Raw genomic sequence first — 13403 nt, forward strand, 5'->3', positions numbered from 1 at the left:
GGCCGGTCGCCGGCGTTCAGGCCATGTAGTCGAGATGTGAGAACTGCACGGCGTGCAGGTTTTGGTCCGCGTCGTGCAGGAAGAGAACAAGGTCGTCACCCGAGACCTGGACGTCATGGCTATCTTGCGCACGCAGATATTTGATGACCGAGCTCAGCTCTTGAGCACTGTTCACGTTCGCACCGAAATGTGCGCCTTCGCCGATATCGACGCCGTTGGCGGCGTTCAGATTCCAAAGGCTGACCTTATCGCCATCCCCGAACGAGACGTCGGTGATCGTCACATGCTCGGCGACGTGACGGCCGGCCACTGTGGCGCTGGCACCGTTGAACTTGCCGTCGATGACGAAACTGTCGGCACCGGTGCCCCCGGTCAGAACATCGTTGGCACCGCCGCCCCCATCCAGGATATCGTGACCGGTACCGCCGATAAGTTTGTCGCTGCCCTTGCCGCCGTAAAGCTTGTCGCTGCCATCGCCGCCGACCAGCGTGTCGTTACCCGCGCCGCCGGCCAGCAGATCCTTGCCACCACCACCATGAAGGACGTCGTTGCCAGACTTGCCATAGAGGAAATCGTCGCCGTCGCCGCCCGTGACGGTCGAGCCGCCAGCCTTGGCCAGTAGCGTAACGCCCGCCGCCGCGCTGCTGGCGCTCGATGAGCTTGAGCTGCTGCTATAGGCCACCCGTGACACCAATGATCGAGCCACCACGGTGGACTGGTCCGGCTCGACTTCAACGACGAGCGCGTCGGCACCGAGATCGACGGTGATCGAGGACGCGTCGTGGAACGTCTCGATGGCCGAGGTACCCTTGATGATGTCATAGACGTTGATCGTCGAGTAGCTCTTGTTGAAGTCGATCGTGACTTCCTGGGTGCCGATGTCGATATCTTGGAGGGCGTTGGCGTCCCAGATCTTGGCCTCGTTCCAAAGCGCCAGCTCGAACGTGCCGTCGCTTTTTTCCAGGAGCGTGGAATAGGCCGTATCCGGCATGTCATGCAGCTGGTAATCGAGCGACCCGCTCGTAAAGCTCGTCGCGTTGCTGGAATGATCGTCCAGCACCGTCGTCAGGTTGTGGATGGCCGTGGCGGACTGCTTGGCATTGCCATTGCTGTCGTAGAGGCCGAAATGATCGCGAAAATCGGAACCGCCGTCTTCCAGCAGCTGGTAGATAAATACTTTATCCATCCCTAGCCGGATCGAATCGAACAGGACGTTGACCAGGTAGATTGCCTGCGTCTTCTGGTCGAGGCCGCCCCACCCATAGCCGGGCATCGTGTAATAGCCGATCTCCGTATAGACGATCGGCTTGCCGTCGACATAGGACTTGGCCTCGTCCGTCGAGATCGTCAGGCGGTCATTCGGCTGCTTGCCATGATAAGGATAGGCGTGGACGTTTTCGGCATCAGCGGCCGTCACCTGACCGTCGATTCCCGTCAGGTCCCAGACCGGTATGTCGTCCAGCACCGAGCTGCTGTGAACATAGCTGTAGAGCGCCTTTTGATAGGCGATCGCCCCCGCCTCGCCGCTCATTCCGTCGAACGTCACGCTGTCACGATCGACCTCGTTCGGCCCTTCGACGGCAATGACCGAACCTGGGTATTTCGTTACGAAGTCTTCAAGGCGCTGCATGACGTCGTCGAAATTCGAACCGACATTCTGGGTGCCGAGATCGAATTTAATGCCTGCCTCGGCCAGATATTTGAAATTGGCACCACTATCGCCGTTCGGAATGGAGTCGCGAACCATGCCGATGCCAAGATAATTCAGGTCGTCAATGACTGTCTTATAGTCGGCGTAGTCACTCCACAGGAAAGGCAGATGAGTATTGACGCCGATTGAGTCGATGAAGTCGGCACTACGACCTGCTTGCATAGGGATGCCTCACGCCATGTTAAGTTGATCTGCGGTCAGCCGTCAGCAATGGCGCGACGCAAATCGGCCAGCCTCAAGACAATGGCCAGCAAAAAGGCTCTTGCGAAACCGCGACGAGCCGATTCTCAAAAGGATTATTGCCTAATACGACGAATATTAGGACCGATTCTGTTGATTCAGGAAATTGATCACATTTCGCCCCTATATTGTGATGAAAATCCAGTGCATGCGGGCGATCGAGATGCTCGCTTTCTTACTCATCAGTTCCATTAGTCGAACTCGTTCCAATGCTCAATAACTTAATCACGGAAATTTGATCGAATTTAATCCATCGTCGAAGCAAAACGTGATTGAGCTGCGATGTGCCCTCAGGAGAGGCGTGGGTTATGCGATCAATTTCGCCATCGAGAAGGCCAGGCTGACATTCAAGAACGCACGAGGATTGGCCAGTTCGCCTGAAAAGAATGACATATCGGCGATCATTGCACCGACGGCCGAAATTGGTCTTTAGAATTATTGTCGTGCTCGAATAACGGGCAGTCAGTCGTCTCATCCCAACCCCTGAAAGTGTTCCTCGTCGACGACGGTCGAGCGACCGCGGGAGGTTGGCGACTCTTGGGGCCCACAAAGGATTTCGCCGGCGATTTTTAAAGTGGCGCCGGCCCCGCACGTGACGAACGGCGCTCCTGCTTGCAGGATGAACGTCGCCAACACGGCCGGACCGCCTCCAGCAGCCGACGCTAAGAATTTAGGCAGCCTGGCGCATGTGTCGGGCATGCCCGATCATGAGCGTCGATTCATTTTCGCGGACACCGGATACGAGGACCGGCGAGCCGCTGGCAGTACAAATACGGCATGCTGGCATGCATGACATATATCGGCCGCCACGTCCGAGGCCGACGCAGTGGCGCTTGAGGGGCATTGCCTCCTCGGAGCACATGTTCGGCAGCACAAAAAAACCCGCCTTTAAGCGGGGTCCCGATAAACCGGGCGGCATGACACCGCGCTGTCCGGACGAAGCTACTCAGACGAGCCGGGCTCGCTTTCTTCCTCGAGCAATTCGCGCTCAGCCTGCAACCAGTGATCGCCAGCCCGCCCATAAGGGCGCCCTTCACGTTCCCAGATCGCGTGGGCGCGCTCGCCGACACGCTTGCGCCATGAAGGATCACCGGCCATCGTCCGTTTCCGGCTTTTGCTCTGCGAGGTCGGCACGCCTCCCGAGGACATGTAATCCATATGACTGACATAAGCCGCCATTTCATCGCCTCCGATTGGACTTTCCTCTATGCTTAGCATATCAAATCCAGGCGCTTTCGATAGCGGCGGCAAGATAAAATAAGGGCAACGGCTTTAATTAATCGACGGCGGAACCGTTAACGCGACGGACATCCGTTCCCAGCTGGCCGATTGACAAGAAGAGACAAGCCTGTAGCCTCTTGCGTCTAGAAGACGCGCTGAGCGTCGGGCAATCGGGCCCCACCGCCAACGGCAGAATTGCCGAATTGGCGTGTGGGGTTTTTGCGTTTCGAGGGACGCTTGGAAAAACGCCGGAAAATCCCTGTCGGACTACTCTATTCGACCACGGGGCCCTACGCGCCCATGGGACAGGACGGGCTGGACGGCGCACTCCTAGCCTTCGAAGAAGCCAACGCGGAAGCGGGTCAGGGCGCAATCGAATTCGTCCCGGTCATTTCCAATCCCATGGGCGATCTTGCGCGCTATCCCTCGCTGGCGCGGCGCCTGCTACTCGAACGCGGCTGCCGCCAGCTCATGGGGACCATCACCTCAGCTGCGCGCAAGGAAGTCATCCCGACCATCGAAAAGCATGACGGACTTCTCTGGTACACCTGTCCGCACGAAGGCTTCGAGACCAACGAGAACGTCATCTATGTGGGCGCTTGCCCCAATCAACATCTACTGCCCCTCCTTCGCTATATCCTGCCGCGCCACGAGCCGCGCCTCTTCCTTCTGGGTTCGAATTACATCTGGGGGTGGGAGATCAACAGAATCGCCCGCACTCTGACGTTGGCAGCAGGTGGCAAGATCCTGGGCGAGCGTTACCTCGGCCTGGGCGAGGTGACACCGCGGCATTTGCTGGTCGAGATCCTCCGCAAGCGTCCGGCGATCATCTTGAATAATCTGATCGGAACGTCCTGCCACGCCTTCCTGCGCGCCTTCGACGAGTTACGGCAGCTGGACCCTCTGCTGGCCGCGGACTGTCGCGTCGTTAGCTGTGATCTGGTGGAGAGCGAGCTTGCCGAGACCGGGCCGGCTGCGGCTGGATGCATCGCGGCGCTGAGCCACTTGGCGAGCCTCGATACCAAGCCCAACCAGGCGCTCGCCCGCCGCCTGGCGGTCCGATTCGGCCCGCGAAGGACACCCTCGGCCTACGTGGTCGGCGCCTACATCGCCGCCTGGGGTCTGATCCGGGCCGTGCGCTCCTCCGGAAGCGACGCCACCGGGTCGGTCAAGCAAGCCCTGCACGACGGGCCACAAGCCACGCCGCTTGGACCACTCCACATCTCGGCGCGCGACAATTACGCGGCGTTGCCTTGCTATATCGGCGAGGCCACCACCGCTGGCACCTACCGTCGGCTGGCGGGCGGCGACGAGCTGATCGTCGGCGATCCCTACTTGGCCGACATAAATCTCGCGGCCTTCGCCGCCACGTTTCGGCCCGTTGCACCACGCACCCCGACTTTAAGGATCGTCTCGTGATCGACGTGGGTATCCCAAATTTCCAGGGCTGGCAGGCGACGATCATTCACCGCTCTGATGAGAACACCCAGCGGCTAGAGCGCCAGCTCCAACGTCTGGGGGTGGCGGCGCGCTTGATCGCCCTGGACGTCAGTGCCGTGGAGCTTAGGCGCCAGTCTACCCATATCGTCTTCTTCGATGTCGATAATGGCTATGATGGCATGCTGCCGTGGACCGTCGGTGAAGCGCCGGTGCCGCTCATAGCGCTCATAGGCTCGGAAGCGCCGGGCCGGCTTGCCTGGCTCGTCGCGCAGAACCCGGATGCCTTCCTGCAGAAACCGATCCAGTCCTCGGGTGTCTATGCGGCCCTGACGATCGCCACTCAGGCAAAGGCGGCCCGAACACGCGTGCGAGATGAGATGGCCCGACTCCGCGAGAAGCTGGCGGCAAGACCGCTCGTCGTGCGCGCCGTCATCGAGCTGATGGCTGAGGGTCTGGATGCGGAGACCGCCCACGCGGCCCTTCGCCGTCGGGCGATGACGGCCAGGCGCAGCATCGAGCACGAGGCCGCTTTGATGCTGGCGGCGAGCAGCAGCAGCAAGGCACGGCGGGCTTGAGCGACGTTCTAAAGGAATTCTGCCGTCGTCCGCTGGCGATGGCCGGGCTGATCATGGTCCTGCTCGTCGTGACCCTGGCGATCCTGGCCCCATGGGTGGCGCCCTATGATCCCGACGATCAGCGCTTCGACGGCCTCACCGTCGAAGGAGCCCCCTTGCCGCCGGGCGGACCCTTCCTGATGGGCACCGACACGCTGGGCCGCGACCTCTTCTCCCGCCTGCTGTTCGGGGCGCGCACCTCACTCATGATCGGCGTCGTCGCCAATGGTGCGGCCGTCCTCATCGGCACTGCGGTGGGGCTGTTCGCGGGCTTCGTGCGCGGCTGGCTGGGTGCCCTCTTGATGCGCTTTACCGACCTCATGATGGCGTTTCCGGCCCTCCTCCTCGCCATCGCGCTGGCAGCCCTTCTGCGGCCTTCCCTGTGGATCGTGGCCTTGGTGATCGCTTTGGTGAACTGGGTGCAGATCGCCCGCATCGTCCATGCCGAGACGGTGTCGATCGCCGAGCGGGAATTCATCGCCGCCGAGCGGACGATCGGCGCCTCGACCCTGCGCATCCTTGGCTATCACGTGGCCCCACATCTTTTGCCGACCTGCATTGTCTGGGGCACGCTCGGCATCGCCACGACGGTGCTGCTCGAAGCCAGCCTGTCCTACCTGGGCATCGGCGTGCAGCCGCCGCAGCCGTCCTGGGGCAACATCATCCAGGAAAGCCAGACCTACTACGATTCCGCACCATGGCTCGTCTTTATTCCGGGCGCGGCCATCGTCTTGACAGCACTGGCCTTCAACCTCGTGGGCGATGCGCTGCGTGACATTCTCGATCCGACGATGAAGGGACGGCATTGATGGCGCTCTATCTGCTGCGCCGGCTGGTCCAGGCCCTTCTCATTCTCCTTGGCGTCAGTCTTGTCACCTTCGCGCTCCTCTATCTCCTGCCGGCCGATCCGGTACGGCAGATCGCCGGCCGCAGCGCCACGGCGGCGACCGTCGCCAGCATTCGCCACGAACTCGGCCTCGACCTGCCCTTCTGGCGCCAGTTCCTGGTCTATCTGGGCAAGCTCGTCTCGGGAGACCTTGGCCGCTCCTATATCCAGCGGACCGAGGTCTCGACCCTGATCCTCTCGCGATTGCCGGCCAGTCTGGAACTGATGGCGGGCGGCATCGTGGCCGAGGTGGTGATCGGATTGTCGCTGGGCGTGCTGGCCGCGGTGCGCCGTGACGGGCCGATCGATCGCGGCTTGATGGTACTCTCCTTCACGGGCGTCTCCTCGCCGCAATTCGTGCTCGGCATCCTTCTCCTCTACGTCTTTGCCGTCAGGCTCCATTGGTTTCCCATCGGGGGCTATGGCAGCTTTGCTCATCTCGTACTGCCGGCGCTAACGTTGGGAATTCTCGGTGCCGGCTGGTATGCCCGCATGGTCCGCTCGAACATGATCGAGGTCCTGGGCCAGGACTATATCCGGACGGCACGGGCCAAGGGGCTGCACCGGGTGCGCATCGTGCTGCGCCACGCGCTGCCCAATGCCATGCTGCCCGTCATCGCCATGATCGGCATCGATATCGGCCAGTTTCTCTCAGGCCTCGTGATCGTCGAGACGGTGTTTCGCTGGCCCGGCATGGGCCAACTGGTCTGGCAAGCGATCGAGCGCGTCGATATCCCGATCATCATGGGGGTTACGATTGTCTCGGCCCTCATCATCGTTCTTGGCAATCTCCTGGCCGATCTGACGGCACCTTTCATCGACCCACGGATCAAGCTTGGCTGATCCCACGCAAGGACAACGCCCCATGCTCAAACGATGGCTTCGCAACGGTGCTCTGGCCTTGGCACTCCTGGGCGGGACGGCTCTTTCAGCCCAGGCCGGCGGAACGCTCGTCATCACCTTCAAGGACGACGTCACCACGCTCGATCCGGCGATCGGCTATGACTGGCAGAACTGGTCGATGATCAAGAGCGTGTTCTCGCGGCTGATGGACTATAAGCCCGGCACCACCGAGCTTGAGCCCTCGCTGGCGGAAAATTACGAGGTCGCACCGGACGGCAAGACTTTCACCTTCAAGATCCGCCCGGGCGTCAAGTTTCACAATGGCCGCGAGGTCGTGGCCTCGGATGTGAAATACTCGATCGAGCGGGCTGTCGATCCCAAGACGCAGGGGCCGGGTGCGGGATTCTTCAGCTCGATCGAGGGGTTCGAGGATCTGACCGGCGGCAAGAGCAAGGAGTTGAAGGGCATCGAGGTCGTCGACGATCACACGGTGCGCTTTCACCTGAGCCGGCCGGATGCAACCTTCCTGCATGTCATGGCGATCAATTTCGCGGGCGTGGTGCCCAAGGAAGAAGTCGAGAAATGGGGAGCGGACTTCGGCAAGCATCCGGTAGGCTCCGGTCCCTTCATCTTCAAGGAATGGGATCTTGGCCAAAAGCTCGTCTTTGCCAAAAACCCCGACTATTTCATCAAGGGACTTCCCAAGCTCGACGGCTATGAAGTCGAGGTAGGCCAAGAGCCGGTCGTGGCGCTTCTTCGCCTGCAGCGCGGCGAGGTCGACCTCGCGGGCGACGGTATTCCACCGGCCAAATTCAATGACGTCATGAACGACCCCGCGATGAGCGCCTTGGTTGCCAAGGGCCAGCAGCTGCACACGGGCTATATTTCGCTCAACGTCAAGATGAAGCCTTTCGACAACCTGAAGGTGCGCCAGGCCATCGGCATGGCCATCAACAAGGAGCGGGTCCTAAGGGTCATCAATAACCGGGCGACCGCCGCCAACCAGCCCTTGCCACCGGCCATGCCCGGCTACGACAAGGACTATAAGGGCCTGGCCTACGACGTGGCCGGCGCCAAGAAACTTTTGGCCGAGGCGGGCTACCCGAACGGCTTCGAGACGACGCTTTTCGTGGCTAACACCGACCCGCAGCCGCGCATCGCCCAGGCCGTGCAACAAGACCTGGCGGCGATCGGCGTCAAGGTGGCGATCAAGGCCCTGGCCCAGGCCAACGTGATCGCGGCTGGCGGGCAGGAAGACGGGGCGCCGATGATCTGGTCGGGCGGCATGGCGTGGATCGCCGATTTCCCCGATCCGTCGAACTTCTATGGCCCGATCCTGGGCTGTGCCGGCGCGGTGCCCGGCGGGTGGAACTGGTCCTGGTACTGCAACAAGGCGATCGACGATCAGGCAATCGAAGCCGATTCGATGGCCGCGCCGGAGCAAAAGGAGGCGCGGATCGAAAAATGGAAGAAGATCTTCACGACGATTCAGGACGACGAGCCCTGGGTGCCGCTGTTCAATGAAAACCGCTTCGTCCTTCATTCCGCGCGGGTGAAGGCGAGCGATGCGATCCTGACCGACCCGGTCTATCTCGTGAACTATACCAATCTCGACCTCGCGGAAGGCAAGTAAATGTGCGTCGCCTGTCAGCACACGATCCATAAGGCGCAAGGCCATCTGGGCTGGAACAATGCCTTCGAGCCGGCCTTGCGGGTCGCACCCGGCCAGACCTGCTTCTTTGAATGTCGAGATGCCTCGAACGGACAACTGACACCGACCTCGCGCGTGGCCGACGTCGGCACGCTCGATTTCGGTCAGGTCAATCCCGTTACGGGGCCCGTCCATGTGGACGGCGCCGAGCCGGGCGACGCGCTCAAGGTGACCATCCACCAGTTCGAGGCCTCAGGTTTCGGCTGGACCGCCAATATTCCGGGCTTCGGCATCCTCGCCGACCAATTTAAGGAAGCAGCGCTGGCCCTTTGGTCCTATGACAAGACGGGACAGGCCCCGGCTGCCTACGGCAAGAGCGCCAAAGTGCCTTTGAAGCCTATGGTCGGCACGATCGGCAACGCGCCAGCGGCACCCGGCCTGCACTCGATCATCCCGCCGAGAAGGGTCGGCGGCAACATGGACATACGCGACATCGGCACCGGCACCGAGCTCTGGCTGCCAGTCGAGGTTGAGGGCGCCCTCTTCTCACTCGGCGACTGCCACGCGGCCCAGGGCGACGGCGAAGTCTGCGGCACCGCCATCGAGACCTCCATGTCCGTGGCTGTCACGATCGACCTCGTCAAGGATGCCAACCTCGCCACGCCGCGCTTTACCACCAAGGGCCCCGTCACCCGCCACCTGGACGAGGCCGGCTATGAGGTAACGACCGGCGTCGGCCCCGACCTCATGGCCGGCGCGCGTGACGCCGTCGCCCGCATGGTAGATCTCCTCACGGCCGAGCACGGCATGGCCCCGGAAGAGGCCTACATGCTCTGCTCCGTCTGCGCGGACCTGCGCATCAGCGAGATCGTCAACCAGCCGAACTGGGTCGTCGCGTTCTACTTCCCGCGCATCGTCTTCGCCTGAACGATGCCGGCACCGCAGGCCCTGCCCCTGCTCAGGGTTGACGATCTCACCATCGACGTCCTGACCCCAAGCGGCCCTCGCCCCGTCGTCCAGCGGGTCGGCTTCACGCTCGAAGCTGGCCGCACTTTGTGCGTCGCCGGCGAGAGCGGTTCGGGCAAATCCCTGACCGCCCTCTCGCTGATGGGCCTCCTGCCGCCCCGCATCGCCAAGGTCGCGGCCGGCAGCGCCCGCTTCGCCGGCCGCGACCTCTTCCGCCTGCCCGAGCGCGCCATGCGCCGCCTGCGCGGTGCAGAGATCGCGATGATCTTCCAGGAGCCCATGACCTCCTTAAACCCGGTCATCACGATCGGCACCCAGCTGGCCGAAGCCGTCCGCGCGCATGAGCGCCTGAGCTGGCGGGCCGCCCGGCAGCGTGCACTCGAGGCGCTGGAGGCGGTCCGGCTGACGGAACCCCGCCGCCGGCTCGACCAATATCCGCACGAACTCTCGGGCGGCATGCGCCAGCGCGTCATGATCGCCATCGCCATGGCCTGCCGGCCCAAGATCCTCATCGCCGACGAACCCACCACCGCCCTCGACGTCACGATCCAGGCCCAGGTCCTGGACCTCATGCGCGAGCTCCAGGCCGAAACCGGCATGGGCCTTATCCTCATCACCCACGACATGGGCGTCGTCGCCACCATGGCCGACGACGTCCTCATCATGCACCAGGGCCAGACCGTCGAGACGGGCACCCGCCGGCAGATCTTCCAATCGCCCAGCCAGCCCTATACCCAGGCCCTCCTCGCGGCCGTTCCCCGCCTGGGCGCCAGCGCCGGACCGCCGCCTTTGCGCCCGGCGGAGCGGACGCCCGTCCTTCGTGTTCGCGACCTCGAGATCGCCTTCCCGGGCGCCAGCGGCTTCCTTCGTCCGGCCGCATCGCCCGTGCCCGTCGTCAAGGGCATCGGCTTCGACCTGATGCCGGGCGAGACGCTGGCCATCGTCGGCGAATCCGGCTCCGGCAAGTCCACCACCGCTCGCGCCATCATGGGCCTCGTCAAGAGCCAGGGCCTGATCGAGATCGACGGCTTCAATCGGGCCAGCCACCATGGCGCCGACGTGCTCCGCCTTCGCCGCGCCGTCCAGATGATCTTCCAGGACCCTTATGCCTCGCTCGACCCCCGCATGACCGTGGGCAAGCTCGTAGCCGAACCGCTCATCGTCCACCGCCAGGCCAAGGGGCAGGCCCTTCGCCAGCGCGTGGCCGATCTCTTCGAGCGAGTCGGCCTTCTACCGGACCACATGAGCCGCCACCCGCACGAATTCTCCGGCGGCCAGCGCCAGCGCATCTGCATCGCCCGCGCCCTGGCGCTCTCGCCCAAGATCATCATCGCCGACGAGCCGGTCTCCGCCCTCGACGTCACCGTCCAGGCCCGCATCATGCAGCTCCTGGCACGGCTCCAGGCGGAACTGGGCCTAGCCTACCTCTTCATCAGCCACGACATGGCCGTCGTCGAGCAGATCAGCCACCGCGTCGCCGTCATGCGCCAGGGCACGATCGTCGAGATCGGTCCCGCCACGCAGGTCCTTCATCACCCGCGCCACGCCTATACCCAGGCCCTCCTAGCGGCCGTCCCCCAGCCGGACATCGCCCTCTAGCGCACCGGCCGCCAAGCCCTTCCAAGCTAACGTCACAGCGCCTAGATCCCGGAGTGAACGCGACCGCGCCCAACCCTGGCCAGGTCGCACAAGCCCATGAGGACGACATGCCGGACGGCCCCCGCATCGCCATCACCTATTGCCGCCAATGCAACTGGCTATTGCGCGCCGCCTGGATGGCGCAGGAACTCCTGTCCACCTTCGGCGAAGATCTGGGCGAAGTCGCCCTCATCCCCGCGACCGGCGGCGCCTTCTCGATCGAACTCGACAGCTGCCTCCTCTGGGAGCGCAAGCGGGATGGCGGCTTCCCCGACGCCAAGGCCCTGAAGCAGCGCGTCCGCGACCAGCTCGACCCCGCCCGCGATCTCGGCCACACGGATCGCTAGGCAAGCTCGAGCCGCCCCGGAACGCTTAACAGCCGCGCCGCCAGGGACCCCAGACGGCCCAGGCCACTGGACGAGCGCCGATCAGCTGCTCTGCCGCGGCGGCCGCCTTGCGGCCACCTGCCGCTTGCTCGCCGGGGCAGCCAGGCTGACCGTCGCGTTGGCCTCCGCCTTGCGCCGCGTCGGTCTCGCCGGCGGCGGTGAGACCTCCTCGACCTCGTCAGCCGCTACAGTCCGCCCAAGGCCGATCTTCAACGCCAGCTCGGAGCGCCGCTCGGCGTAGGATGGCGCCACCATCGGATAATCAGGCGGCAAACCCCATTTGCGCCGATAATCGGCGGGCGTCAGGTTGTAGCGGATGCGTAGATGTCGCTTCAGCGTCTTCAACTTCTTGCCGTCTTCCAGGCAGATGATGAAGTCTCTGTGCACTGATTTCTTGATCGGCACCGCCGGAAGCAATTGCGGCGCCGGTCCCGGTTCCGGTTCCCGGCCCTGCGCCTGTAACGACGCGAACACCCCGGTGATCAGGCTGCTCAGGTCATTGATGTCCACGCTGTTGTTCGCCACATAGGATGCGACGATGTCCGTTGTCTGCGTAAGCAGCTCCTTATGGTCTATCGGCGACTTCTCATTGGGTTCGGACATCACAAGCCTTCATCTTCGAGTTCAGAAAACATTACATAAGAGCTAGCTCGCGTGTCAAAGACTAAAAAGCCCCCGCGTGTATTCGCTCAGCCAGAAGACTTGGTGCAGACGAAATCACAACTTCGCGAACGCTCACTCAGCGTCATTGGCATAGGCGTTGGCAATCCCGACTACCTGACGGTCCAGGCGCTAGCAGCTCTCGACAAATCTGATGTATTCTTCATCCCTGACAAGGGGCAGGAAAAGCAAGATCTCGCGAAAATGCGCGAAACGATCTGCGAACGCTTCATTCAGGGCCGGAACTATCGCACCGTTGGCTACAAGATCCCACCGCGTCTAAACCAGGGCGATTACAAGACCGGCGTCCAAGCATGGCATGCCGAGATCGCTGGCATCTTCGAACATCTGCTTCTCGACGAGTTGGGCCCGAACGAACACGGCGCTTTCCTCGTCTGGGGCGATCCCTCCCTCTACGACAGCACGCTCCGCCTCCTCCAGACCGTCTCCGAGCGCGGCAAGGTCAAGCTCACCTATGACGTCATCCCCGGCATCACCGCCGCCCAGGCCCTGACCGCCGCCCACCAGACCACCTTGAACGCCATCGGCGAGCCCGTCACCATAACCACCGGCCGTGCGCTCGCAGCCAACCCCAACCCCGCCAACGCCACCCTCGTCATGCTGGACGGGCAGACCGCCTTCCAGCACCTCCCCCCCGATACCCACATCTATTGGGGCGCCTATCTCGGCACCCCCGACGAAATCCTTATCGCCGGCAAGATCAAGGACGTCGCCGAGCAAATCCAAGCCCGCCGCGCCGCCGCCCGCGCCGCCAAAGGCTGGATCATGGATACCTATCTGGTGCGGAAAGAGGACGAGTGAGGGCCTCCGGCGGCCAGGGGCCGAAAGGCCCCTGGACCCGGGTCGGGTGGGGTTGTTGGTGCGGGTGAGGATTGAGTCTCAGCCGGCCAGGATCACGCGGGCGGGCCGGTCCCGTAGCGGCCGATCTTCCTCGCACCCTGCAAGCGTATCGCCGCCTGCATGCTCTCGGCCGGCCGCTCGTGCCAGTACCGCGCCACACCACGCGCCACCGCCTCCAGCCGCAGCGAGGACAGCGCGTTCGGACCAAGGCCCGTACCCATCCGCTCGGCCTCGGACGCCAGCTTGTCCGCCAGCCGGTTCAGCTCAGCCCGATTGTCCCGCGCCA

At 63.1% G+C, this 13403-nt stretch carries 13 protein-coding genes; 9 read left to right on the forward strand and 4 right to left on the reverse strand.

The window, feature by feature from the left end; all coding sequences use genetic code 11:
* Nucleotides 1-16: 16 nt before the first annotated feature.
* Complete coding sequence (locus CFB17_RS19840) at nt 17-1873, reverse strand: calcium-binding protein (protein ID WP_207762063.1); 1857 nt, start codon at nt 1871-1873, stop codon at nt 17-19.
* Nucleotides 1874-2893: 1020 nt separating this feature from the next.
* Nucleotides 2894-3130, reverse strand: coding sequence for a DUF2934 domain-containing protein (locus CFB17_RS12690; RefSeq protein WP_243389873.1), 237 nt, complete (start codon nt 3128-3130; stop codon nt 2894-2896).
* 279 nt (nt 3131-3409) lie between these two features.
* Here CFB17_RS12690 and CFB17_RS12695 point away from each other — a divergent pair, with 279 nt between their 5' ends.
* The 8 genes from CFB17_RS12695 (at nt 3410) to CFB17_RS12730 (ending at nt 11557) form a co-directional block, all read left to right on the forward strand.
* Nucleotides 3410-4591, forward strand: a complete 1182-nt coding sequence (locus tag CFB17_RS12695) for a transporter substrate-binding domain-containing protein (protein ID WP_088561920.1) — start codon at nt 3410-3412, stop codon at nt 4589-4591.
* Nucleotides 4588-5187 (forward strand): ANTAR domain-containing response regulator, encoded by a 600-nt coding sequence (locus CFB17_RS12700; protein ID WP_088561921.1) that lies wholly within the window; start codon nt 4588-4590, stop codon nt 5185-5187. The genes CFB17_RS12695 and CFB17_RS12700 overlap by 4 nt, the downstream gene beginning before the upstream one ends.
* Nucleotides 5184-6035 (forward strand): ABC transporter permease, encoded by an 852-nt coding sequence (locus CFB17_RS12705; protein WP_243389874.1) that lies wholly within the window; start codon nt 5184-5186, stop codon nt 6033-6035. Before CFB17_RS12700 ends, CFB17_RS12705 begins: the two co-directional genes overlap by 4 nt.
* Nucleotides 6035-6955, forward strand: a complete 921-nt coding sequence (locus CFB17_RS12710) for an ABC transporter permease (protein WP_088561922.1) — start codon at nt 6035-6037, stop codon at nt 6953-6955. Before CFB17_RS12705 ends, CFB17_RS12710 begins: the two co-directional genes overlap by 1 nt.
* 22 nt (nt 6956-6977) lie before the next feature.
* A complete protein-coding gene (locus CFB17_RS12715) occupies nt 6978-8588 on the forward strand; it encodes an ABC transporter substrate-binding protein (RefSeq protein ID WP_088561923.1) in 1611 nt (536 codons plus the stop codon).
* The gene (locus CFB17_RS12720; RefSeq protein ID WP_088561924.1) at nt 8589-9533 is read left to right on the forward strand and encodes an acetamidase/formamidase family protein; all 945 of its coding nucleotides are present in this window, start codon (nt 8589-8591) and stop codon (nt 9531-9533) included.
* 3 nt (nt 9534-9536) lie between these two features.
* Nucleotides 9537-11171: an ABC transporter ATP-binding protein gene (locus tag CFB17_RS12725; RefSeq protein WP_088561925.1), complete on the forward strand. Its 1635-nt coding sequence runs from the start codon at nt 9537-9539 to the stop codon at nt 11169-11171.
* 107 nt (nt 11172-11278) lie between these two features.
* Nucleotides 11279-11557 (forward strand): SelT/SelW/SelH family protein, encoded by a 279-nt coding sequence (locus CFB17_RS12730; protein ID WP_088561926.1) that lies wholly within the window; start codon nt 11279-11281, stop codon nt 11555-11557.
* A gap of 81 nt (nt 11558-11638) precedes the next feature.
* On the opposite strand, the gene CFB17_RS12735 is transcribed toward CFB17_RS12730, so the two are convergent.
* Nucleotides 11639-12199, reverse strand: a complete 561-nt coding sequence (locus CFB17_RS12735) for a MucR family transcriptional regulator (RefSeq protein ID WP_088561927.1) — start codon at nt 12197-12199, stop codon at nt 11639-11641.
* A gap of 102 nt (nt 12200-12301) precedes the next feature.
* Here CFB17_RS12735 and cobF point away from each other — a divergent pair, with 102 nt between their 5' ends.
* Nucleotides 12302-13078 carry a precorrin-6A synthase (deacetylating) gene (gene cobF, locus CFB17_RS12740; protein ID WP_088561950.1) on the forward strand — a complete coding sequence of 259 codons (777 nt, stop codon included), beginning with the start codon at nt 12302-12304 and terminating at the stop codon, nt 13076-13078.
* A gap of 92 nt (nt 13079-13170) precedes the next feature.
* Here cobF and CFB17_RS19230 read toward each other — a convergent pair.
* The coding region (locus CFB17_RS19230) for a hypothetical protein (protein ID WP_165769598.1) at nt 13171-13403 on the reverse strand (233 nt) is incomplete at its 5' end.

Source organism: Arboricoccus pini (genome assembly GCF_900187945.1).
GTDB classification, from domain to species: Bacteria; Pseudomonadota; Alphaproteobacteria; order Geminicoccales; family Geminicoccaceae; genus Arboricoccus; species Arboricoccus pini.